General features: G+C 72.7%; 23 protein-coding genes. 7 read left to right on the top strand and 16 right to left on the bottom strand.

The window, feature by feature from the left end; all coding sequences use genetic code 11:
- Positions 1-62: 62 nt before the first annotated feature.
- Complete coding sequence (locus tag IAG43_RS18230) at positions 63-1,400, top strand: 3-oxoacyl-ACP reductase (RefSeq protein WP_187741792.1); 1,338 nt, start codon at positions 63-65, stop codon at positions 1,398-1,400.
- A gap of 2 nt (positions 1,401-1,402) precedes the next feature.
- Positions 1,403-2,278, top strand: a complete 876-nt coding sequence (locus IAG43_RS18225) for a MaoC family dehydratase (RefSeq protein WP_187741791.1) — start codon at positions 1,403-1,405, stop codon at positions 2,276-2,278.
- Between the two features lie 96 nt (positions 2,279-2,374).
- On the opposite strand, the gene IAG43_RS18220 is transcribed toward IAG43_RS18225, so the two are convergent.
- The 7 genes from IAG43_RS18220 to IAG43_RS18195 all read right to left on the bottom strand — a co-directional run bounded on the left by IAG43_RS18220 (position 2,375) and on the right by IAG43_RS18195 (position 7,970).
- Entirely contained in the window at positions 2,375-3,052 is a 678-nt protein-coding gene (locus IAG43_RS18220) for a TetR/AcrR family transcriptional regulator (RefSeq protein WP_187741790.1), read from the bottom strand.
- Between the two features lie 362 nt (positions 3,053-3,414).
- Positions 3,415-4,785 (bottom strand): dicarboxylate/amino acid:cation symporter, encoded by a 1,371-nt coding sequence (locus tag IAG43_RS18215; RefSeq protein ID WP_187741789.1) that lies wholly within the window; start codon positions 4,783-4,785, stop codon positions 3,415-3,417.
- A 114-nt stretch (positions 4,786-4,899) separates the two neighbouring features.
- Complete coding sequence (locus IAG43_RS35125; RefSeq protein ID WP_343075641.1) at positions 4,900-5,001, bottom strand: putative leader peptide; 102 nt, start codon at positions 4,999-5,001, stop codon at positions 4,900-4,902.
- Between the two features lie 137 nt (positions 5,002-5,138).
- Positions 5,139-5,432 carry a DUF4229 domain-containing protein gene (locus IAG43_RS18210; RefSeq protein ID WP_187741788.1) on the bottom strand — a complete coding sequence of 98 codons (294 nt, stop codon included), beginning with the start codon at positions 5,430-5,432 and terminating at the stop codon, positions 5,139-5,141.
- Positions 5,433-5,577: 145 nt separating this feature from the next.
- A complete protein-coding gene (locus IAG43_RS18205; RefSeq protein ID WP_187741787.1) occupies positions 5,578-6,102 on the bottom strand; it encodes a GNAT family N-acetyltransferase in 525 nt (174 codons plus the stop codon).
- Between the two features lie 141 nt (positions 6,103-6,243).
- Positions 6,244-7,407, bottom strand: coding sequence for an aminofutalosine synthase MqnE (mqnE, locus tag IAG43_RS18200; RefSeq protein WP_187741786.1), 1,164 nt, complete (start codon positions 7,405-7,407; stop codon positions 6,244-6,246).
- Positions 7,408-7,514: 107 nt separating this feature from the next.
- The gene (locus IAG43_RS18195; protein ID WP_187741785.1) at positions 7,515-7,970 is read right to left on the bottom strand and encodes an Lrp/AsnC family transcriptional regulator; all 456 of its coding nucleotides are present in this window, start codon (positions 7,968-7,970) and stop codon (positions 7,515-7,517) included.
- Between the two features lie 131 nt (positions 7,971-8,101).
- On the opposite strand from IAG43_RS18195, the gene IAG43_RS18190 reads away from it, so the two are divergent.
- Positions 8,102-8,248 carry a hypothetical protein gene (locus IAG43_RS18190; RefSeq protein WP_187741784.1) on the top strand — a complete coding sequence of 49 codons (147 nt, stop codon included), beginning with the start codon at positions 8,102-8,104 and terminating at the stop codon, positions 8,246-8,248.
- Here the strand turns inward: IAG43_RS18190 and IAG43_RS18185 are convergent.
- The gene (locus tag IAG43_RS18185) at positions 8,245-8,922 is read right to left on the bottom strand and encodes a UbiX family flavin prenyltransferase (protein WP_187741783.1); all 678 of its coding nucleotides are present in this window, start codon (positions 8,920-8,922) and stop codon (positions 8,245-8,247) included. The genes IAG43_RS18190 and IAG43_RS18185 overlap by 4 nt on opposite strands.
- A gap of 224 nt (positions 8,923-9,146) precedes the next feature.
- Here IAG43_RS18185 and IAG43_RS18180 point away from each other — a divergent pair, with 224 nt between their 5' ends.
- Positions 9,147-9,764, top strand: coding sequence for a rhomboid family intramembrane serine protease (locus IAG43_RS18180; protein ID WP_187741782.1), 618 nt, complete (start codon positions 9,147-9,149; stop codon positions 9,762-9,764).
- A gap of 128 nt (positions 9,765-9,892) precedes the next feature.
- Here IAG43_RS18180 and mqnP read toward each other — a convergent pair whose 3' ends face one another.
- From mqnP to IAG43_RS18165, 3 genes are read right to left on the bottom strand one after another with little or no spacing between them, the layout of a single operon-like run.
- Positions 9,893-10,816 carry a menaquinone biosynthesis prenyltransferase MqnP gene (mqnP, locus tag IAG43_RS18175; protein WP_425508611.1) on the bottom strand — a complete coding sequence of 308 codons (924 nt, stop codon included), beginning with the start codon at positions 10,814-10,816 and terminating at the stop codon, positions 9,893-9,895.
- On the bottom strand, positions 10,813-11,280 hold the full coding sequence (locus IAG43_RS18170; protein WP_187741781.1) for a hypothetical protein: 468 nt from the start codon (positions 11,278-11,280) through the stop codon (positions 10,813-10,815). The genes mqnP and IAG43_RS18170 overlap by 4 nt, the downstream gene beginning before the upstream one ends.
- Complete coding sequence (locus IAG43_RS18165; RefSeq protein WP_187741780.1) at positions 11,277-12,728, bottom strand: menaquinone biosynthesis decarboxylase; 1,452 nt, start codon at positions 12,726-12,728, stop codon at positions 11,277-11,279. The genes IAG43_RS18170 and IAG43_RS18165 overlap by 4 nt, the downstream gene beginning before the upstream one ends.
- Positions 12,729-12,814: 86 nt before the next feature.
- Here IAG43_RS18165 and IAG43_RS18160 point away from each other — a divergent pair, with 86 nt between their 5' ends.
- The 3 genes from IAG43_RS18160 (at position 12,815) to IAG43_RS18150 (ending at position 17,009) form a co-directional block, all read left to right on the top strand.
- A complete protein-coding gene (locus tag IAG43_RS18160) occupies positions 12,815-13,174 on the top strand; it encodes a PLD nuclease N-terminal domain-containing protein (RefSeq protein WP_187741779.1) in 360 nt (119 codons plus the stop codon).
- Between the two features lie 284 nt (positions 13,175-13,458).
- Positions 13,459-15,507: a hypothetical protein gene (locus IAG43_RS18155; protein WP_187741778.1), complete on the top strand. Its 2,049-nt coding sequence runs from the start codon at positions 13,459-13,461 to the stop codon at positions 15,505-15,507.
- The gene (locus IAG43_RS18150) at positions 15,504-17,009 is read left to right on the top strand and encodes a type 1 periplasmic-binding domain-containing protein (RefSeq protein WP_187741777.1); all 1,506 of its coding nucleotides are present in this window, start codon (positions 15,504-15,506) and stop codon (positions 17,007-17,009) included. Before IAG43_RS18155 ends, IAG43_RS18150 begins: the two co-directional genes overlap by 4 nt.
- Before the next feature lie 52 nt (positions 17,010-17,061).
- On the opposite strand, the gene ccsB is transcribed toward IAG43_RS18150, so the two are convergent.
- The 5 genes from ccsB to IAG43_RS18125 all read right to left on the bottom strand — a co-directional run bounded on the left by ccsB (position 17,062) and on the right by IAG43_RS18125 (position 22,540).
- Positions 17,062-18,147, bottom strand: coding sequence for a c-type cytochrome biogenesis protein CcsB (ccsB, locus tag IAG43_RS18145; RefSeq protein WP_187741776.1), 1,086 nt, complete (start codon positions 18,145-18,147; stop codon positions 17,062-17,064).
- Positions 18,144-19,838: a cytochrome c biogenesis protein ResB gene (resB, locus tag IAG43_RS18140; protein WP_187741775.1), complete on the bottom strand. Its 1,695-nt coding sequence runs from the start codon at positions 19,836-19,838 to the stop codon at positions 18,144-18,146. The genes ccsB and resB overlap by 4 nt, the downstream gene beginning before the upstream one ends.
- Positions 19,839-19,842: 4 nt before the next feature.
- Positions 19,843-20,607, bottom strand: a complete 765-nt coding sequence (locus IAG43_RS18135) for a cytochrome c biogenesis CcdA family protein (protein ID WP_187741774.1) — start codon at positions 20,605-20,607, stop codon at positions 19,843-19,845.
- Positions 20,608-20,612: 5 nt separating this feature from the next.
- Positions 20,613-21,212 carry a TlpA family protein disulfide reductase gene (locus tag IAG43_RS18130; RefSeq protein ID WP_187741773.1) on the bottom strand — a complete coding sequence of 200 codons (600 nt, stop codon included), beginning with the start codon at positions 21,210-21,212 and terminating at the stop codon, positions 20,613-20,615.
- A gap of 68 nt (positions 21,213-21,280) precedes the next feature.
- Positions 21,281-22,540 (bottom strand): polysaccharide deacetylase family protein, encoded by a 1,260-nt coding sequence (locus IAG43_RS18125; RefSeq protein WP_187741772.1) that lies wholly within the window; start codon positions 22,538-22,540, stop codon positions 21,281-21,283.
- Between the last annotated feature and the right edge of the window lie 174 nt (positions 22,541-22,714).

The following is a 22,714-nucleotide window of genomic DNA, read 5'->3' as shown; positions in this document are numbered from 1 at the left end:
CTCCTGACTCTTGAGTAACCTTACTCTCGGGTAAATCTACGACCGAGCAGGGAGTCAGGACAATGGCCGACCGCTATCTGCACTTCACCGGCACGGCCCCCGGCCGTTTCCTCACCCGCAGGCTCGGGCTGCCGCAGCCCGCTCCGCTGCGCCGATGGAGCCCCGGCGCCCCGGATCCGGCCGGCCCCGTGATCCTGCGCACAGCGGGCCGCTCGGCACTCACCGGGCCGCTCCCCCTCGGCGCCGGGGAGAGTGCCGGGGTGCCCGGCGGGGAGGGTGCCGGGGAGACCGGCCGGGCCGCCGCCGTCGTCCTCGACGCCACCGGTGTCACGGGCGTGGCGGACCTCGCCGGGGTCCACGCCGCGCTGCACCCCCTGGTGCGCTCCGTCGCCCCCGGCGGCCGGATCGTCGTCGTCGGCGCCCGCCCCTCGGGCGACGACCACCACCAGGCCGCGGCGCAGCAGGCGCTCGAAGGCTTCGTGCGCTCGCTGGCGAAGGAGACCGGCGGCGGCCGCACCGCCAACCTGGTCCGCCTCACCTCGCCCGACCCCGCGCCGGCCGCCTCCACCCTGCGCTTCCTGCTCTCCCCGAAGTCGGCCTACGTCAGCGGCCAGGTCCTCGAACTCACCGACGCCGCACCGGCCGACACCGACACCGACCCGGCCCGCCCGCTGGCCGGCCGGACGGCCCTGGTCACCGGGGCCGCCCGCGGCATCGGCGCCGCCGTGGCCGAGGTCCTCGTCCGCGACGGCGCCCATGTCGTCTGCCTCGACGTGCCGCAGGCCGGGGACGACCTGGAGCGGACGGCCGGCGCGCTGCACGGCACGGCCCTGCCCCTCGACATCACCGCCGCCGACGCGGCGGACCGCATCGCCCGCGCCCTGCCCGACGGCGGGCTGGACGTCCTCGTCCACAACGCGGGCATCACCCGCGACCGGCGCCTCGCCAACATGCCCGCCGAGCGCTGGGCCCAGGTGCTGGACGTCAACCTCGCCGCCGTGCTCGACGTCACCGACGCGCTCCTGAAGCAGGGCGCCGTCCGCCGCGGCGGGAGCGTCGTCGCCACGGCGTCCATCGCGGGGATCGCGGGCAACACCGGCCAGACCAACTACGCCGCCAGCAAAGCCGGGGTGATCGGCCTGGTCCGCTCGCTGGCACCGCGGGCGGCCGCCGCGCACGGGGTCACGGTCAACGCCGTCGCCCCGGGCTTCATCGAGACGAAGATGACCGCCGCCGTACCGCTGTTCATCCGCGAGGCCGGACGCCGGATGAACTCGATGGGCCAGGGCGGACTCCCGGTCGACGTCGCCGAGGCCACCGCGTACTTCGCCGACCCGTCCTCCTCGGCGGTCAACGGGCAGATCCTGCGCGTCTGCGGCCAGAGCCTGCTGGGTGCCTGACGATGGCGACCGTCACGCTCACCGCGGCCCCCTCCCTCACGCCGCTGCTCGCGCGCGGCGCCGCCCTGTCGCCGCTGAAGCGCGCCGGCGCGGGCACGCCGCTCCCCCGCACCCGTCTGGTGCTGCCCGGGGCACGCACCGACACCCGCCGGCTGGCCGCGTACGCGGAGGTGTGCGGCTTCCCCGGCACCGGGCCGCGGCAGCCGCTGCCGCTGACCTACCCGCATGTGCTCGCCTTCCCGCTGGCGATGCGGGTGATGGCCGACCGGCGCTTCCCCCTGCCGCTGCTCGGGCTCGTCCACACCGGCATCGGCATCACCCGCCCCGGCCCGGCGCTGCTTCCCGGCGACCGGCCCGAACTGACCGTGTACGCCGAGGAACTAGTGCCCCACCGCCGCGGCACCGAGGTCGTCATGGTCACCGAGGCCCGGCTGGACGGCGAACCGGTCTGGGTGTCCCGCAGCACCTACCTGGCCCGGCACCGTGTCACCGGCGGTGCGCCGGACGGGCGGGCGGCGGCCCCCGAGCCGTTGCCCGAGGCCGCCGAGTGGCGGCTGCCCGGCGGGCTCGGACGCCGCTACGGCGCCGCGTCCGGTGACCGCAACCCGATCCATCTGCACCCGCTGACGGCCCGGCTGTTCGGCTTCCCCCGGGCCATCGCCCACGGGATGTGGACCTTCGCCCGGTGCGTGGCCGAGGCCGAGCGGTCCGGCGGCCCCGCGGCATCCGCCCACGCGGCGTTCAGCGCCCCGGTGCTCCTGCCGGCCACGGTCGCCTACGCCGCCCGCACCGGCGGCGACGGCACCACGGCGTTCCAGCTCCGCTCAGGGCCCCGCCTCCACCTCGCCGGGGAAGCGGGCCACCGGCTCCCCGGCTGACCTCCTCCCCGGCACCCGGCGACGCAGGAGCCCCGCGACCGGCCCGGCGCCGTTCGCGGGGCACCCCCGGCCCGACCCCCGCTCGCGGGGCACTCCCTACCGCGGGGACCAGCGCTCGCCGCGCATCAGGCCGCCGAGGCCGGTCCACGCGAAGTTCATCAGGGTGGCGGCCGCGTCCTTGGCCGGCAGCTTGTCGCTCTCGTTCGCCCAGCCCGCGAGGGACTCCGCCGCGCCGACGAGCGCCTGCGCCAGACCCTCGATGTCGCGGTCGGCGAGCTCGCCGCTGCGGCCCGCGCCGACCGTGCCGGGAGCGGGCGGTGTGCCCTCCCTGGCGGCCGCCCCGATCAGGAACGTCACGAAGGCGGAGAGCTCCTCGCGCATCGCCGTCACCTCGGCGGCGAACGGCTCGCCGTGGGTGCGCGCCTGCCGGTGCAGCACCGACCAGCCGTCCGGGTTCTCCGCGGTGTGCCGGAAGAACGCCTCCAGCCCCGCCCACAGCTGGCGGTCGGCCGCCAGACCCGGCTCGATCGCGGCCTTCACCGCTTCGGTCAGCCGCGCGGCCTCCCGCCGGATGCAGGCGGTGAAGAGCTCTTCCTTCGAGTTCAGGTAGAGGTAGACCAAGGGCTTGGACACGCCCGCCAGTTCGGCGATCTCGTCCATCGAGGCGGCCCGGTATCCGCGCCTGCCGAAGATGTGCACCGCGGCGTCCATCATCTGCTGCTCGCGTACGGCCCGCGGCATCCGCTTGGCCTTCACGCCCTTCACCGCACCCATCGTCGAAGATCCTCCCGCCCCGTGCGTCGAGAAGCCGTCGCCCGAGCGCACCGGACGCGACCGCCCGGCTGGTCCGGCCGGGAGCGCACGACCTGCTTCTCCTCAGCGGCAAGCCTACGGCTCGCGGCGGCCGCCCCGGGCCCGGCGAAGGCGGTCCGGCGGCAGGACCGTCCCGGCCCGTCCGCCCGCCCGTCCGCCGGGCGACCACCCCGGGCGGCGGGCTCGCGGACGCCCGCACGGCGGCGGGCACCCGCACACCCCCGGTCCGCGGGGACAAGCGGACGCCCCCGGCCCCGGGGGACGCCGCTGCTGCGGTGTCCCCCGGGGCCGGGGGCGTGGGGTGCGCCGGGCGCGTCCGCGGGCTACGCGGGGACCGGCACGGTCTCCTTCGCACCGGCGCCGGCGCGGGTGTCCGCGTCGTCGCCGGAGTCCTCGTCGTCGACCGGGGAGGACGAGGCGGCCGCGTACTTGTCGCGGTCCAGGATGTTCTCGCGGGCGGCGACGATCACCGGCACGGCGGCCTGGCCGGCCACGTTGGTGGCGGTGCGCATCATGTCGAGGATCGGGTCGATCGCCATGAGCAGACCGACGCCCTCCAGCGGCAGGCCCAGGGTGGAGAGGGTCAGCGTCAGCATGACCGTCGCACCGGTGAGACCGGCGGTCGCGGCGGAGCCGACGACGGAGACGAAGGCGATCAGCAGGTAGTCCTGGATGCCGAGCTGCACGTCGAAGATCTGCGCGATGAAGATCGCGGCGAGCGCCGGGTAGATCGCGGCGCAGCCGTCCATCTTGGTGGTGGCGCCGAAGGGCACGGCGAACGAGGTGTAGTTCTTCGGGACGCCGAGGCGCTCGGTGACCTTCTGGGTGACCGGCATGGTGCCGACCGAGGAGCGCGAGACGAACGCGAGCTGGATCGCGGGCCAGGCGCCCTTGAAGAACTGGACCGGGTTGACCTTGGCCACCAGGGCGAGCAGCAGCGGGTAGACGCCGAAGAGCACCAGGGCGCAGCCGATGTAGACGTCGGCGGTGAAGGTCGCGTACTTGCCGATCAGGTCCCAGCCGTAGTCGGCGATGGCGTAGCCGATGAGGCCGACGGTGCCGAGCGGCGCGAGGCGGATGACCCACCACAGGGCCTTCTGCAGCAGCTCCAGCACGGACTCGCTGAGCGCGAGGATCGGCTTGGCGCGGTCGCCGAGCTTGAGGGCGGCGATACCGGCGACGGCGGCCATGAAGACGATCTGCAGGACGTTCAGCTCGGTGAACGGCGTGATGACGTCGGTCGGGACGATGCCGGTGAGGAAGTCGATCCAGCTTCCGGCGTTCTCCGGCTTCTGGCCGTCCTTCGGCGTGAGGCCGGTGCCGGAGCCGGGGTTGGTGACGAGGCCGATCACCAGGCCGATCGCGACCGCGATGAGCGACGTGATCATGAACCACAGCAGGGTGCGGCTGGCCAGCCGTGCGGCGTTGTTGACCTTCCGCAGGTTGGTGATCGAGACCAGGATCGCGAAGAAGACGAGCGGCGCGACGGCGAGCTTCAGGAGCTGGACGAAGATCGAGCCGATCTGGTCCAGCGTGTCCTTCAGCCAGCTGACGTCCTGGCTGCGGGCGAGCCAGCCGAGCAGGACGCCGAGGACGAGACCGGCGACGATCTGGGCCCAGAAGGGGACCTTGGGCAGCGGTATGCGGGAGCCGGACTGCTTACCGGCAGGGGTGGACGCGGTGTTCGCGGACACGGACGCACTCCAGGGGTGGATCAGGGACGGGGGCGGGGCGGCGTGCGGCCCGCGAGGAGCGCGGTACCGCTGCAGGGGATGTGCCGGGGCCGGGCCGGGAGGGGCCGGGCGCCTCTAACGGCAACAGACCGCGGAAGTACAGCGGCACAGGTCGACATGCAGCCGCGCCACGAGCGGGATGCCCGCGGCGGCGTCGGTGCGCGCTGATGTCGTCATGAGCCACACGTTAACACTTGAACTTTGAGAACCTCAAAGCTTGGCTTGGGGTCAAGGCCCCGTTCCGGCCTTCCGGCGGCGGTCCGCCCGCCGGCCCCTCTCCCCGCACTCCCCGGGCCACCCCGCCCGCGGGCGCGTCAGGCGGCGCCGTCCTCCCGCGAACGGTTCGCGTCCAGACGGGCCTTGGCGCTGTCGACCCGGCCGGCGATCTGCTGCGACATGGCGTCGCGCTGCTTGCGCAGCAGGATGAAGCTGAGCGGTGCCGAGAGCACCAGTGCGAGAAGGATCACCCACGCGAAGTTGGCGTCGCCGAGGCCCTTGGGCACCACGCCGAACTGCACCAGAGCGCCGACCACGACCATGCAGCCGACGAAGATCGCGAACCGCATCGCGGTGTACCGGATCGCTGCGGCGGACTTTCCTGCGGACACTGCGGGCCTACTTCCTCTGCGGGACGGATACGGCGAACCTGCCCGTCCAGTGAAGCACGCCGCCTGCCGGCCCCTTCGGGCGGCAGGCCCCGTGGCTCCGGGCGCTCTCCCGGGGCTCCGCGCGGCGGCCGGCGCCGCCCGCCGGTCAGAGCAGCGGCAGCAGCATGATGACGTCGTCGCGGTCGTCGCCCTCGGCCACCCTGATCGCGCCGGGCACCCGCCCGACCTCCTTGTAACCGCAGGAGGCGTAGAAGCGGTCGGCGCCCGTGCCGCCGCGGCAGGTGAGCCGGATCGCCTCGACGCCGTCGAAGGTGCGGGCGTGCGCGGCGGCCGCGGCCATCAGCTCGCGGCCGTACCCCTTGCCCTGGTGCCGGGGGTGGACCATCACGGTGTACGCCCAGATCCAGTGCGTCATCAGCCGGTGGGTGTTGCGCTGGAGGAAGACCGTGGCGGCGATCCGGCCGTCCTCGTCGCGGCCGACGAGCAGCCGGGTGCGCCCCTCCGCCATGGCGGCGAGGTGGGTGAGCCACTGGGGCCTGATGTCGTCGACGCCGACCGGCGGGACGAAGCCGACGGCCCCGCCCGCGTTGGAGACGTCGGCCCACAGCGACAGGACCCCGGAGGCGAGGGAGGGCCCGGCGGGCGGGTCGGCTTCGAAGGTCAGGGCCATACGGGAAGCGTAAGCAGGAAGCCCCGGCGGGTGCCGGGGCTTCCACAGGGTGGGACGGGTCCGGGGACGGGCGGGGCGGGGTGCGGGCGCCTCGCCGCGGCAGGCCGGACCCACATCGGCTGCGGCGACCCGCGGCGGGTGTCAGACCCGCATCGGCTGCGGCGACTCGCGGCGGTCGGCGTCCGGTCCCGGGTACTCGCGGATGATCTCGTACCGGGTGTTCCGCTCGACCGGGCGGAAGCCGGCGTCGCGGATCAGGTCCAGCAGGTCGTCGCGGGTCAGCTTGTTGGGGGTGCCGTAGTTGTCGGCGTCATGGGTGATCTTGTACTCGACGACCGAGCCGTCCATGTCGTCGGCGCCGTGCTGGAGCGCGAGCTGGGCGGTCTGCACGCCGTGCATCACCCAGAAGACCTTGACGTGCGGCACGTTGTCGAAGAGCAGGCGCGAGACGGCGAACGTCTTCAGCGCCTCGGCGCCGGTGGCCATGGTGGTGCGCGCCTGGAGCTTGTTGCGGACCTTGCCGTCCTGCATGTCGACGAAGTCGTGCTGGTAGCGCAGCGGGATGAAGACCTGGAAGCCGCCGGTCTCGTCCTGGAGCTCACGCAGCCGCAGCACGTGGTCCACCCGGTGGCGGGGCTCCTCGATGTGCCCGTAGAGCATCGTGCACGGGGTCTTGAGCCCCTTCTCGTGCGCGAGGCGGTGGATGCGCGACCAGTCCTCCCAGTGGGTGCGGTGGTCGACGATGTGCTGCCGGACCTCCCAGTCGAAGATCTCGGCGCCGCCGCCGGTCAGCGACTCCAGGCCGGCCTCGATCAGCTCGTCGAGGATGTCGGAGGCAGACATGCCGGAAATGGTCTCGAAGTGGTGGATCTCGGTGGCGGTGAACGCCTTCAGCGAGACGTTCGGCAGGGCCTTCTTCAGCTCGGAGAGCGAGCGCGGGTAGTAGCGCCACGGCAGGTTCGGGTGGAGGCCGTTGACGATGTGCAGCTCGGTGAGGTTGTCGTTCTCCATCGCCTTGGCGAGGCGGACGGCCTCCTCGATGCGCATCGTGTACGCGTCCTTCTCGCCCGGCTTGCGCTGGAACGAGCAGTAGGCGCACGACGCGGTGCACACGTTGGTCATGTTGAGGTGGCGGTTGACGTTGAAGTGGACGACGTCCCCGTTCTTGCGGGTGCGCACCTCGTGGGCCAGCCCGCCGAGCCAGGCCAGGTCGTCCGAGTCGTAGAGGGCGATTCCGTCCTCGCGGGTCAGCCGCTCACCGGCCCGGACCTTCTCCTCCAGCTCGCGCTTGAGTCCCGCGTCCATATGACGGCCGCCTCCCAATTTCTCCACGTAGAACAGGCTCCGCCCACCGTACTCCCCCGCCTCGGCGACGCTTCACGGGCGGGGCGGTACGGCGGGCGGGCGGGTCGTCAGGACTCCTCGGGCAGCTCGCCGACGCGGTTCTCCCACTTGGTGGAGAGCACGATGGTGGTGCGGGTGCGGGAGACGCCCCGGGTTCCGGAGAGGCGCCGGATGGTCTTCTCCAGTCCGTCCACGTCGCTGACGCGCACCTTGAGCATGTACGAGTCGTCGCCGGCGATGAACCAGCAGTCCTCGATCTCGGCCAGGTCCCGCAGCCGGCGGGCGACGTCCTCGTGGTCGGCGGCGTCGGAGAGCGAGATGCCGATCAGCGCCGTGACGCCGAGACCGAGCGAGGCCGCGTCGACGGTGGCGCGGTAGCCGGTGATGACGCCCGCCGCCTCCAGGCGGTTGATGCGGTCGGTCACGGAGGGGCCGGAGAGCCCCACGAGGCGGCCGAGCTCGGCGTACGAAGCCCTGCCGTTCTCGCGCAGGGCCTGGATGAGCTGCCTGTCCACGGCGTCCATATGCCTGAGCCTTCCATTATTCAGCGATACCGCAAGTTTACGTGTAGAATCTAAGGCATGCAGGGACGACACCCTGCGATTCATTCAAACGATCACTGCTGATCCCACAAGGATCGCGATCCATACAGGAGATGACACTCACCGTGTACACGATCGAGATGGCCTACGCCCACATGCGACAGCTGCAGGAGCTGGCCAGCCGCTCGCGTGCCCACCAGCCCGCCGCCGCCCACCGGGTCGACCGCACCCGTGCCCCGCGCGCCGGCAAGAAGCGCTAACCATCCGCGGAGCCCCCGCCGAGCTCCCCTTCCCAGCGGCGGTACAGCCGGTGCGGCACCCCTGCCGCGTCGAGCACCCGCCCGGCGACGAAGTCGACCAGGTCCTGGATGTGCGTCGCCCCCGCGTAGAACGCCGGAGAGGCGGGCAGCACCACGGCGCCCGCCTCGTCCAGCGACACCAGATGCCTCAGCGTCTGCCCGTTCAACGGGGTCTCCCGCACCGCGACCACCAGCGGGCGCCGCTCCTTGAGCGTCACGCTCGCCGCACGCTGCAGCAGGTCCTTCGACAGCCCGAGCGCCACCCCCGCCACACAGGCGGTGGACGCGGGCACGATCAGCATCCCCTTGACCGGGTACGACCCCGACGACGGACCGGCCGCGAGATCGCCGGCCGCCCAGTGCCGCACGTCCGTCACGTCCACCTCGAAGGTGTCCGGCTTCCCGTCCGCGCCACGCGCCAGCCACTGGCGCAGGTCGTCCCGCCAGTGCGCGTCGCGGTACGCGATCCCGGTCTCGTCCAGCAGCGTCAGCCGGGACGCCCGGCTCACCACCAGGTCCACGCTCTCGCCCGCGGCGAGCAGGGCCCGCAGCACCGCGGCGGCGTACGGCGTCCCCGAGGCGCCCGACACCCCCACGACCCACGGCCGGCGACTCTTCACTTCCTGCGGCTCCACACCCGTGAGCCTATCCGGCGGCCCGGACACGGCCGCCGGGCCCACCGGGACCCCGCCCCGTCCGCCGCCGCCCGCCCCCGTCCCCTTCCGCCCGCCTCCGCCCGCCTCCGCCCGGACCACGCTCCGGCCCCCGCCCGCCCGGACCCGGCTCGGGCTCCGGAACCCGTGGGAGGCGCCGCGCGTTCCCGGGGTGTCGCACACACGCTCGGACGGAAGGGGGCGACATGACGGACGCACAGCCGGCGGGGACCACGGGCGGCACCGGGCGCGTCCGGGCCGCCGCCCTGCTGATGTGCGCCTGGATCGCGCTGCTGTGGGTGCTCGAAGCCGTCGACACCGTCAGCGGCCACGCCCTGGACGCCTACGGCGTGCAGCCCCGCGAGCCCGCCGAGCTGCTCGACGTGGTGCCCTCGGCCTTCCTCCACTTCGGCTTCGGCCATGTCGCGTCGAACACCCTCCCGCTGCTGGTGCTCGGCTTCCTCGCCGCGCTCGGCGGCATACGCCGCTTCCTCGCGGTGGCGGCGCTGATCGTCGTCGCCGGCGGGCTGGGCGTCTGGCTCCTCTCCCCCTCCGGGACGAACACCGCGGGCGCCTCCGGCCTGGTCTTCGGCCTGTTCGGCTATCTGCTCGTGCGCGGCTTCGTGGAGCGCAGGGCCCTCGACGTGGTGGTGGGCGTCCTCGTCGCCGCGGTCTGGGGCGGCTCGGTCCTCGCCGGCCTGGCGCCTACCGCGACCGGGGTCAGCTGGCAGGGCCATCTGTTCGGACTGGCGGCGGGCGTCGCCGCGGCCTTCGTCTTCCGCGTCCGGGGCCGCACACCGCGGACACCGCGCCTGCCGGTCTGACGGACACCCGGCGGACCCGGCGGACCTGCCGGACCCGACGGACCTGCCGTCCGCACGGGGGCGGCGGCCGGCACCCCGGACGACCGGCCGGGGCGGACGCCCCGTACGACCAGCCGACCGGGCGACCGTCAGACGGCCAGCCCCCGCACCACCAGATCGAGCAGCGCGCACACGAACAGGGCGATGCCGATGAAGCCGTTGACCGTGAAGAACGCCCGGTTCAGGCGCGACAGGTCGTGCGGCCGCACGATCGAGTGCTCGTAGGCGAAGGCCGCCGCCACCACCGCGAGACCGGCCCACAGGAACGCGCCCGCGTCCGTGGCCACCGCGTACCAGACGAAGAGCCCCATCGTCACGACATGGCAGGCGCGGGCGCCGTACAGGGCGGCCGGGATGCCGAAGCGGGCCGGGACCGAGCGGACGCCGTGCGCGCGGTCCGCCTGGACGTCCTGGCAGGCGAAGATCAGGTCGAAGCCGCCGATCCACACCCCGACCGCGAGCCCGAGGATCACCGCGTCCCACGACCAGGAGCCGGTGACCGCGATCCACGCGCCGACCGGCCCCATCGCCTGGGCGAGCCCCAGGATGGCGTGCGGGTAGTCGGTGAACCGCTTGCCGTACGGATAGACGACCATCGGCACCACCGCGACCGGCGCCAGCGCCAGGCACAGCGGGTTGAGCAGCGCCGCGGCCCCGAGGAAGACCACCAGGGCGATCAGCGCGCCCGTCCACGCGGAGCGGACCGACACCGCGCCGGTGACCAGCTCCCGGGAGGCGGTGCGCGGGTTCCGCGCGTCGATCTCGCGGTCGATGATCCGGTTGCACGCCATGGCGAAGGTGCGCAGGCCGACCATGGCCACGGTCACGAGGAGCAGCTCGGCCCAGTGGACGGTGCCGTCCGCGAAGAACATCGCGGTGAGCGCGGCGATGTAGGCGAAGGGCAGCGCGAAGACCGAGTGCTCGATCATCACCAGGCGCAGGAAGGCCTTGACCCGCCCGGCCTGCCGCGGTGCCGGGCCGGGGCCCACGACCCCGTCGGTGGCCGCCATCATGCGAGGCTCCCGAGGAACGCGTCGACGTCGGCCAGCAGTCCGGCGACGGACAGCGGTCCCGTCTCCACCGTCAGCGGCACGGCGTCGTCGCCCGGCGGGGTGACGTGCGCCGTGACGGCGCAGACGCCCTCCCCGGCCGGACGGGCCTCCAGCCGCAGCACGGCTCCGCCGTCCACCTCGAACGGCCCGGGCGGCCCGGCCAGCGCCTCCCGCAGGCGCTCCGCGAAGCCCGCGGGCTCCGTGTCGCGCACTCCGGGGAGCTCGAACCCGTCGCCCTCCCCGCCGCTCTCCACCAGGACGGCCCAGGTGTCACCGGACCCGGCGAACTCCTCGGGCGCCACGCCCGCCTGCTCGGCGGCGAGCCGCACGCCGGGGTCGGCGGGGTCGAGCTCGGGGCGGACCAGGGCCACGTAGTCGCTCTCGCCGCCGATGAACAGCGAGGGGCCCTCCAGGGCGGGGCTCACAGGCCGTACTCCTTCCACCGGCGGTCGACCAGGGCGGCCGTCGCCGGGTCGGACTCGACCATCTCGGGCCAGCCGCCGTCCCGGGTGTACCCCTCCTCGGGGAGTTTGCGGGTCGCGTCGATGCCCGCCTTGCCGCCCCAGAACTGCTGGTAGGAGGCGTGGTCCAGATGGTCGACCGGCCCCTCGACGACGGTGAGGTCCCGTGCGTAGTCGGTGTTGCCGAGGGCCCGCCAGGACACCTCGTGGAGGTCGTGGACGTCGCAGTCGGCGTCGACGACCACGATCAGCTTGGTCAGCGACATCATGTGCGCGCCCCAGATCGCGTGCATCACCTTCTGGGCGTGCTTGGGGTACTTCTTGTCGATCGAGACGATCGCGCAGTTGTGGAAGCCGCCCGACTCGGGCAGGTGGTAGTCCACGATGTCCGGGACGATGATCTTGAGCAGCGGCAGGAAGAAACGCTCCGTGGCCCGGCCCAGCGGGCCGTCCTCGGTCGGCGGGCGGCCGACCACGATCGACTGGAGCACCGGCCGCTTGCGCATGGTCACGCAGTCGATCGTCAGCGCCGGGAACGGCTCCTGCGGCGTGTAGAAGCCGGTGTGGTCGCCGAACGGGCCCTCGGGCAGCATCTCGCCGGGTTCCAGCCAGCCCTCCAGCACCACCTCGGCGTTGGCCGGCACCTGGAGCGGGACGGTCTTGCAGTCGACCATCTCGATCCGCTTGCCGGCGACGAACCCGGCGAACAGGTACTCGTCGATGTCACCGGGCAGCGGCGCGGTCGAGGCGTACGTCACGGCCGGCGGGCAGCCGAAGGCGATGGCGACCGGCAGCCGCTCGCCGCGCCGGGCGGCGACCGCGTAGTGGTTGCGGCTGTCCTTGTGGATCTGCCAGTGCATGCCGATGGTGCGCCGGTCGTGGCGCTGGAGCCGGTAGAGGCCGAGGTTGCGGATGCCCGTCTCCGGGTCCTTCGTGTGCGTCAGCCCGAGGTTGAAGAACGAGCCGCCGTCCTTCGGCCAGGTGAAGAGGGCGGGCAGCGCGTCGAGGTCGACGTCGTCGCCCTGGAGGACGACCTCCTGCACGGGCGCGTCCTTCACCTTCTTCGGCGGCACGTGGACCATCGAGCCCAGCTTGCCGAAGGCCTCGCGCACGCCGACGAAGCCGTGCGGGAGCTCCGGCCTGAGCAGGCCGCCGATCTTGTCGCTGATGTCGGCGTAGGACTTCAGCCCGAGCGACTTCAGCAGGCGGCGGTCGGTGCCGAACACGTTCATCGCCAGGGGCATCGCCGAGCCGCGCACGTTCTCGAAGAGGAGCGCGGGGCCGCCGGCCTTGTTCACCCGGTCGACGATCTCCCCGACCTCCAGGTGCGGATCGACCTCGGCCTTGATGCGCTTGAGGTCTCCCTCGCGCTCCAGCGCCCGGAGCAGGGAGCGAAGATCGTCGTAAGCCATGCGGTCCAGTATCCGGTACGCACTACTCTGGGACTGTCACGGGGGCCGCGGTTCGGCCCCGAGCTCTTTCGCGCAAGGGGGCGGCCATGCTTCGGGTGCTGATGGTGCTGGTGCCGCTGGCTCTGAGCATCTACGCGTTCATCGACTGCATCACCACCGACGAGAAGGACGTGCGTCACGTCCCGAAGCCGCTGTGGGCGATCCTCGTGCTGCTCTTCCCCCTGGTCGGCTCGGTCTCCTGGCTGATCGTCGGCAAGAAGCGGGCCGCGACCGCCGGACGCGCGACGTCCCGGCGCGGCTGGGTCGCGCCGGACGACAACCCGGAGTTCCTCAAGTCGCTGCGCGAGGAGAACGAGCGCGAGCGGCGCAGGGACGGCGAGGAGCCGGCGGAGGAGGCCGTCGAGGGCCCCGCCGACGGCGACGACGGCGACAAGCCCCGCTCCTGAGCCGGCGGCCGGACGCCTTCCCGGACGCCGGGGCGGCGCACCGCGGCCGCCCCGCACGGCACGGCACCGCACGGCACCACACCGCACTGCACTGCACGGGCACCGCGCACGACACCGCACCGCGCACGGTTCGGCGACGCACCGCACGGCACCGCACGGCACCGCACGTAACGGAGTGAACACGGCACCCGCCGACGGCTACGCCGCGCCGAGTGCCGGGTAATAACCTTGATCCGTTCAACCATCCGCCCGCCCGGCGCCACTTGACCGACCGGGAGTCGTCCTTGAGGGATCAACTGGCCGCGCGGAGCGGCTTACTCGCGCAGCTGGCGTCCCACCTCACCGGCATCGAGGTGGACGGACGCCGGCACCGCCCCTACTGCAAGGCGCTCCCCCCGCCGGTGCTGGCCGTCGTCGGGGGCCGCGGCACCGGCAAGACGCACGACGCGCTCAGGCTGCGCGACCTGTGCGGCACGGCCACCCCCACCGCGTACCTCGACTGCGCCGACGACGCCCTGCGCACGGCCGCCGCGGAGTCGCCCTCCTCCCGCTCCCTGGTGACCGAGGCCCTGCTCCGGCTGGGCGGCGACTTCGTCCGCAGCGGCCCCCCGCGGGCCGGCGCCCTCCATCTGCCGCGGCTCTTCGCCGGGCTGGTGGCCGTGGCCTCCGGCGCCTGGGACGCCGGCCAGGACGAGCGCATCGCGGCCGAGCTGGGACGGCTGGAGGCGGTCTCGCCGGTGCGCGGCGCCTCCGGCGAGGCGGCGCGGGACTGGGCCGCCGGACTCGTGGCGGCGTACGCGGTGATGCGGCCGCCCCGGACGCCGACCGAGGTGTCGGTGGAGGTCCTGCTGCGGGACATCCTGCCGCGCGGCGGGCGCCGCGCGGTCGACTGGTACGGCGACTACCCCGGCGCGCAGGGCGACGCGGCGGCCGGACTGACCCTGCTCGGCGGCCACTTCCGGCACGGCGGCGACCAGCGGGTGCGGGCCGAGTACCACCTCGGGCAGGCGCTCCGCGCCGATCTGGAGGAGGCGTACCGCACCACGGGCGGGTGGCTGCTGCGCACCGGCCGGCCGCTGATGCTGCTCGACAACGCGCACGACGGACCGGGCGAACGCCTGGTGCGCGACTGCCTCACGTACCGCGGCAGGGGGCACCGGGACCGGGTGGTCGTCCTCGCCGCGTTCCGGCGCGAGGACCCGCCGGTCCTCACCGGCGGGTACCGGCTGCCGTCGCTGACCTCGGCGGTCGGGCTGGCCGGCGCCCGCGGCGACCAGCTGTGCCGCCACCCGCTGGTCGTGGTGCCGTTCCCGCCGCTGCCCCCGGCCGGTCCCGAGACCTCCGACGGGCTGCTGAGCCATGTGGACCCGGACGCGAAGCTGCCGCCCGGACTGCCGCGCGCGCTCTACCGCTTCACCGGCGGACGGCCGCTGGCGATGGCGCGGATGACGGACGCCGTCGCGGAGCTGAACAGCTTCGCCGACGCGGCTCCCGAGGACGGCGCCGTGCGGCCCGCGCTGCCGGAGCTGACCCTGCGCGCCCTGCTGGGCTACCGTCCCGCGACACCGCGGCGGACGACCACCGGACCGACGGTGGCGCAGACGCTGCGCGGGGAGCTGGTGCCGGGCGAGGCCGGCGACCTGCTCACCCTGGTGTCCCCGGCCGCCGACGCGCACGCCGCCGCGCTGCTGCTGTCGCCCGCCGCCGCCCTCACCACGAGCGAGCTGCGGCACGCGCTGGACGCGGACGGCTGGCCGCGCTGCGACGAGCACTTCGTGGGCGACCACTGCCTGCGCATCCTGCTGCTGCACGAGCTCTGGCACCGGGACGCCGACCACGCGTCGTGGATCCGGGGCCACCAGCGGCTCGCCGGCCACTACGCCGGCGCCTCCCCGGCCTCGCCGCACCAGTACCGCCACGAGCTGTCGATCGGGCTGACCCGCAACGCCGTCGCCCACCTCCACGGCTCGCTGTACCTGAGGAACACGGCAGCCTGGCTGGACAGTCTCCTGCTGATCGCGTCGGCACCGGTCTTCACCGGCATCGACGAGCGGCGCCGGCTCGCCTTCACCGGCGGCCACCACGAACCGGAGCGGCGGGTGGAACGGCTGCTGAACGCCGCCTGGCTCGCGCAGGACCGGCTGGAGACACCGGAGGCGGGGCTGGAGGCGGCCACCCGCGGCGCGCTGTACGCGATGCGCGACGACGTCGCCGACGGCTCCGTGCTGACCGACGCCGCCGAGCACTGGGCGGAGAGCATCCGATCGGGGCGCCCGCTGCGGGAGTGCGCCTGCACACGCCGGGGACGGACGAACGGGGGGAACGAGCGATGAACAATCTGACCAAGATCCTCATCGGTGCGGCGGCGGCGGTGGTGCTGCTGCTCGGCATCGTGTACGTGCCGGACGTCCTCGACCCGGACCGCACCTGCTCACCGGGGGTCGAACGCCCGGAGGAGAGCGACGAGTGCATCGGGGTCTCCGCGACCGGCTACGACTTCGGCGTCGCGGAGATACGCGAGGTCGCCCGCGCCATCGGGGCGGAGAACGCGGAGGCCGCCGAGAGCGGGGAGCTCATGGTCTCCGTCGCGGTCATGATGCCGTTCTCCTCGACGGCGCCCGAGCAGCTGACGAAGATGCGCCACGAACTCCAGGGGGTCTACCTCCAGCAGCGGCTGGCCAACCGCGCCGAGGGCCGGCCGCCGCGGATCAGGGTGCTGCTCGCCAACACCGGTGACCTCGGGCTGCACTGGGAGCGGGTGGTGCTCCAGCTGGTCGGCATGACCGGGGACCCGGTGCCGCTGCGGGCGGTGACCGGAATAGCGACCAGCAACGAGGTGAACAAGAAGGCGGTGGCCCTGCTGGCGGAGCACCGGGTGCCCATGGTGGGCTCGACGATCACCGCGGACGACATCAGCGGCATACCCGGTCTCGCCAGGGTCTCCCCCACCAACAAGGACGAGGCGAGGGCGCTGGTGGCGCACGCCAAGGCGGTCGACCGCAACGCCCTGCTCGTCTACGACACCAACGCCCGCAACAACTACGCGCGCACCCTGCGCGAGGCGTTCGACGAGCAGCTGCCGGACCAGGTCTACGACGCCCGCCCGTTCACCTCGGACGACGAACCGGACGACGCGGGCAACCTCGGCAACGTCTTCAACAGCATCGCCCACTACATCTGCGACACCGACGCGCACACCGTCTTCTTCGCCGGACGGCACACCCCGCTGCGGGTGTTCGTCTCCGAGCTGGGCAGGTCGGGCTGTGCCGGCCGCGGCTTCACCGTCTTCACCGGCGACGAGGCCTCGTACCTCGGCTCGGACGACAAGGTCGACCGCACGGCGCTCCAGACCCCGCCGGGCGGCTCGAAGCCCCGGGTGACGCTCAAGTACGCGGCCCTCGCGCACCCCGATGCGTGGGTGCCGGCCCCGGGACGGAAGGTGCCCGCGACGGGCGGCTCGGCCGCCGCGTACCGGCAGCTCGCCGACGCGCTCGCCGAGGTGCGCGGCAAGATCGGGGCGAACGTCCTGCACGACGGGCAGACGATCATCGGCTACGACGCGATGGGGACGGCGGTGCAGGGCATCCGCAGGGCGACCGGTTCCTCGGCGAAGGCCCCGTCGCTGGACGACGTGACGGCCCAGTGGCCGCACCTGACGGGGTCGCTGCGGGTGAACGGCGCCAGCGGCTGGATCTGCCTGGACACCGACGGGAACCCGCGCAACAAGGCGGTGCCGATCGTGCGGCTCGCGGAGGACGGGACGCTGCGGTTCGAGGAGTTCTCCTGGCCGGACGGGAAGGAACCGCCGCAGGACTGCGTCTACAAGAAGGGCTGACCTCGGTGCGGCCGTCCCGGGCGCGGGTCCGTGCCCGGGACGGGAGCGCCGGTCAGACGCCCGCGTAGGAGTGCAGGCTGTTCACGAACATGTTCACGCCGTAGTAGTTCCACAGGAAGCACAGGAACGCGACGAGCGCGATGTACGCGGCCTTGCGGCCCTTCCAGCCGGCGGTCGCGCGGGCGTGCAGGTAGGCGGCGTAGGCGACCCAGGTGATGAAGGACCAGACCTCCTTGGCGTCCCAGCCCCAGTAGCGGCCCCACGCGTCGCCGGCCCAGATCGCGCCGGCGATGATCGTGAACGTCCACAGCGGGAAGACCGCCGCGTTGACGCGGTAGGCGAACTTGTCGAGGGTGGCGGCGGCGGGCAGCCGCTCCATGACCGAGGTGGCGAACTTCCCGGGCTGGTCGCCGCGGGCCAGCTTGGCCTCGTAGGAGTCGCGGAACAGGTACAGGATGCTGCCGACCGCGCCGAGGTAGAACACGGCGCCGCAGAAGATGGCCGTGGAGACGTGGATCCACAGCCAGTACGAGTCGAGCGCCGGCACCAGCTGGTCGCTCTCGGTGTAGAGCACGGTGACGGCGAACCCGAGGTCCAGCAGGACGGTGGTCACCAGCGGCAGACCGGCCCAGCGGACGTTCTTCTTGGCGAGCAGCAGCGCGAGGTACACACCGACGACGACGGTCGAGAAGGTGGTGGAGAACTCGTACATGTTGCCCCACGGCGCCCGCTGCACCGAGACGGCGCGGGCGATGACGCCGGAGGCCTCCAGCAGGAACGCCAGGACCGTCAGCGACACCGCGATGCGTCCGTAGAGGTCGCCCTTCTCGGTGCCGCCGTGCGCGCCGGGGCCGTCGGGCACGTCGCGGGTGCCGGCGGCGGCCCGGGTGACGACCTTCGGCTTGTCCAGCACCGCGGCCCCGCCGGCGGCGCGGACCGTGACGGCCGGGGCCGCGGCCGTGGCGCCCTCCTTCGGCGCGGTCAGCGCGGCGGCCGTGCGGGCCACCTTGCTGCGGCTGCCGAACAGCCACTCCGCCATGTGCGCGAAGAAGGCCAGCGTGTACACGGCCATCGACGAGTAGATCAGGTAGTTGCTGATCTCCGCGAGGCCCTCGTTGGTTGCGGCGGCGAGACTCACTGCTGTGCCCCTTCGGCAGGAACGTCCGGTTCTTCGGGTTCGGGCGCCGTCGGCGCCTGTGCGTTGAGGCGCACGGCCAGGTCGCCGAGCTCCTCGGGGAGCTTCGCCGACTCGCTGCGGCCCAGGCCCGCCATCTCGACCACGGTCACGCCGTCGCCGCCGCGCACCGCGCGCACCCAGACGCGGCGGCGGCGCACGAAGAGGGAGGCCGCGAGGCCGCCGATGGCGGCGACGGCTCCGGTGAGCGCCCAGCCGGTGGCGGGCTGGCGGGTGATCTGGAAGGTCGCCCACTCCTTCACGTCCTTCTCGAACGTGATGGAGCCGGCGCCGTCCGGCAGCTGCATGGTCTCGCCGGGCAGCAGCCGCTGCTTGAGGACCTCGCCGTCGGCGCCCTTGAACTGCTTCATCTTGCGGGTGTCGAGCTGGTAGACGTTCTGCGGCAGGCCCGCGTCGACGCCCAGGCTGCCGTGGTAGCCGGTGAGCGCCAGCACCGGGAACTCCAGCCCGGGGAACTGGGAGAACATGTCGCCCTCGCCCGCTCCGGCGAAGGTCGGCACGAAGAAGGCCTGGAAACCGAGCTGGTCCTTCTTGCCGTTCTTGTCCCGGTATCCGTCCATCACCTTGATGGCACCGGTGGAGGTGACGTTGTTGTCGATCGGCAGCAGCGGCACCGCGTCCTTGAAGACGACGTCGCCCTTGCCGTCCCGCACGGTGACGACCGGCGCGTAGCCGTGGCCGTTCAGGTACACCTTGGTGCCGTCGACCTCCAGCGGCCGGTTCACCTCGACGACCTGCTTGCGGTCCTCGCCGCCGGGCGTCGACCAGGTCAGCGCCGCCTCGTAGGTGCGCGGGGTGCCGCGCTGCGGCCCGGTCTTCGCGTACGTGCCGGTGAAGCTGTCCAGGGTGAACGTGAAGGGCGTCAGCTCGTCGGACTCGAAGAGCGAGCCGGACTTGAAGTCGTCGTACTGGGTGAGCGTGTTGGAGAAGCCGCTGCCCTCGACGACGAGCTTGCCGCCCTCGGACTTGAACATCTGGCCCCAGGCGAACGCGACCAGCATGACGATCAGCGAGACGTGGAACACCAGGTTGCCCGCCTCGCGCAGGTACCCCTTCTCCGCGGCGACCGCGTCCCCCGTGACATGTGCGCGGAAGCGGCGTCCGCGCAGCAGGGCGAGGGCCGCCTCGCGGACCTCCTCCGGACCGGCCTCGGTGCGCCACGTGGTGGAGGCGGGCAGCCGGTCCAGCCGGCGCGGGGCGCCGGGCGGGCGGCTGCGCAGCTGGCCGACGAACTGCCAGGAGCGCGGCACGATGCAGCCGATGAGGGAGACGAAGAGCAGGATGTAGATCGCCGAGAACCACACCGAGCTGTAGACGTCGAAGAACTGGAGCTTGTCGTAGAGCGGCGCCAGGGTCTCGTGCCGGTCCCGGAAGGCCTGCACCTTCATCTCGTCCACGCTGTTCTGCGGGATGAGGGAGCCGGGGATCGCGCCGAGGGAGAGCAGGAAGAGCAGGATCAGCGCCACCCGCATCGAGGTGAGCTGGCGCCAGAACCAGCGCGTCCAGCCGACCACCCCGAGCGTGGGGCCGCCGGCGGTCCGGTCCTCCGCACCCTCGACGGGCGCGGTCGAGAGCTGCGAGGCGGCCTCGCCGAGCTCGCGGTCCTCGGTGTTGTTCATGGAGGTCTTGCCCATCTGTTCAGATCCCCACCGTGAAGCCGTTGGTCCAGCCCTGCATCGACTGGACCATGCTGTCCCACACACCGGTGAGCAGCAGGACGCCGGTCAGGATCATCATCACGCCGCCGATGCGCATCACCCAGGCGTAGTGCCGCTTCACCCAGTCGAACGCGCCCAGCGCCTTGCGGAAGGCCACCGCCGCGAGCACGAACGGCACTCCGAGCCCGAGACAGTACGCCACGGTCAGCAGCGCGCCCCGGCCCGCGCTGGCCTCGTTGGCCGACAGGAACGTCACCGCGGAGAGCGTCGGGCCGATGCACGGCGTCCAGCCGATGCCGAACAGGGCGCCGAGCAGCGGCGCCCCGACGAGCCCGGACACCGGCCGCTTGTGGATGCGGAACTCCCGCTGGGTCAGCCAGGGCATCAGGCCCATGAAGAAGACGCCCAGCAGGATCATCAGCACGCCGAGGACCCGGGAGAGGATCTCCCGCTGACCCTGGAGGGTGGAGCCGAAGTACCCGAAGAGCGCGCCGCCGGACACGAACACGGCGGTGAAGCCGAGGACGAACAGCGAGGCGCCGGCGACCATCCGGCCGCGGCGGGCCTGGGCGAGGTCGCTTCCGGTGACGCCCGTCACATAGGACAGGTAGCCGGGCACGAGCGGCAGGACGCACGGCGAGAAGAACGACACGAGGCCCGCGAGCACCGCGATGGGCAGCGCGAGGAGCAGGGCGCCGCCGAGGACCGTCTCGTTCACCCCGGGGGAGGCGGCGAGGAGTTCCACGCCGATCACTTCTCCGCGATCAGCGGGTCGATCATCTTGCGGAGTTCCACGTCGTCCAGGGCGCGCAGCGCGCGGGCGGCGATCTTCCCCTCGCGGTCGAGGACGATCGTCGAGGGGATGGCCTGCGGGTTGAGCGAGCCCTTGGGGAAGCCGCCCACGATCAGCTTGCCGTTCGGGTCGTAGAGGCTCGGGTACTCGACGCCGTAGTCCTTCTCGAAGGCGATCGCCGGACCCTTGCTGTTGTCCCGGGTGTTGATGCCGACGAACTCGACGCCGTCCGCCTTGGTCTCCTTGGCGACCTGGGCGAAGTAGGGCGCCTCGGAACGGCAGGGCGGGCACCACGAGCCCCAGACGTTCATCACGACGACCTTGCCCTTGAGGTCGGCGATGTCGAGCTGCTCGCCCTCCAGGGTCTCGCCCTTGAGCTCGTGGGGCGCCTGCCGCTCGCCCTTGGCGACGGTGGCGATGCCGCCGGAGCCGGCGACGAAGTTGGTGTCCCCGCCGCCGCCGGACTTCCCGCCGTCGCCGCAGGCCGACAGGGTGAGCAGGCCCACGGCGACCAGTGCGGTCGGCAGGGCGGCGCGGGAGGCACGGCTGAAGCTCATGTGAAAAGTTTCGCATGGCCTGCGGGGCGATCTTCCGCACCCCCCTGCGTGCCCGTTAGGACCCGTTGTCAAGAAGCCCTAAGGAATGTGCTCCACCCTTCGGCCGGCGCCTGTCCGACCTCCAGTGTGCGCAGTTTCGTGAGCACCGCGGGATCCTGCACGTCGAGCCAGTCGCAGAACTGCCGGAAGGACACCAGGCGTACGTCCTTCCTTCCGGCCATGCCCTTGAGCGCCTCCTCGACGGCGTCCATGTAGATACCGCCGTTCCACTGCTCGAAGTGGTTGCCGATGAAGAGCGGGGCGCGATTTCCCTCGTAGGCGCGCCGGAATCCCGCCAGATAGGCGTCCCTGGCCTGCGCCTTCCATCCGGGAAAGCGGGCCGGCACCCCCTGGGTCGCATTCCCCGACTGGTTGGCGAGCATGTTGTAGTCCATCGACAGGACCTCGAAGGAGCGCCCGGGGAACGGGACCTGCTGGAGCGGCAGGTCCCACAGCCCCTGGCGCCGCTGCGGCCACACCTGGCGGCCGCCGGGCGACGAGGCGTCGTAGCGCCAGCCGAGCCGCTGCGCGGCGGGCAGCAGCCGGTCCTGGCCGAGGAGGCAGGGGGTGCGGGCGCCGACGAGCTCCCTGCGGTAGTCGAAAGGCAGCGGATCGATGCCGGTCCAGCCGGTGTTGGTCCGCCATTCGGTGACGAACTTCACAGCCTGGTCGATCTCGCTGCGCCAGTCGGCCTGGGTCCACTTCCCCACCGATCCGGAACCGGCGCAGAAATGCCCGTTGAAGTGCGTGCCTATCTCGTGCCCGTCGAGCCACGCCCGGCGTATGCAGGTCAGCGTCTCCTTGATGTGGTCATCGGTCAGATAACCGATGTCCGAGGCGCCGATCCCGTTGTTCGGCGGACGGTAGAGCGATTTCTTCGACTCCGGCAGCAGATATATGCCGGAGAGGAAGAAGGTCATCGCCGCACCGTGATTCCGGGCGAGTTCGAGAAAGCGCGGGAAGAGGCCGTTGCCGACCTCGCCCGCCCCGTCCCAGGAGAAGACCACGAATTGCGGGGGCGTCTCGCCCGGTTCGAGCGGGACGGGCTTCGGGGGCTGGTGCGGCTGCCGGCCGGTGTCGGCCGTGGAGCCGTCCCCGATGGGCCGCCCCGTCGACGGCGAGGGCGACGGCGAGGGCTTCGGCGTGCTGCTCGGGATGGCGCCCCGGTCCGTTCCCGGTCCTGCGGCGCCGCCGCCCGACGCGGTCCCGCTGCCGCAGCCGGCCGTCGTGATCGCCACCGCGGTGCCGAGTCCCGCGCCCAGAAGTCCCCTTCGGGTGATGTCGCGCATCTCTCCCCCATTCGTGCGTTCACGGCTCCCCCCGGTCATGGGGAGCCCTGGCGAACCGGCACAGGGTGAGATGCGGAGCGGGAGCAACAGGTTCCGGAAAAGGTGGCCGGATCTCCCCGGCGGCCCGCTGCCGCCGGGGAGACCGGGCCGTACGCCGCGCGTGACGGAAAGGGC

It is taken from the genome of Streptomyces genisteinicus (genome assembly GCF_014489615.1).
In the GTDB taxonomy this organism is placed as follows: Bacteria; Actinomycetota; Actinomycetes; order Streptomycetales; family Streptomycetaceae; genus Streptomyces; species Streptomyces genisteinicus.
Note: the sequence above shows the minus strand (reverse complement) of the source record. Positions and strands in the feature narration are given on the sequence as shown.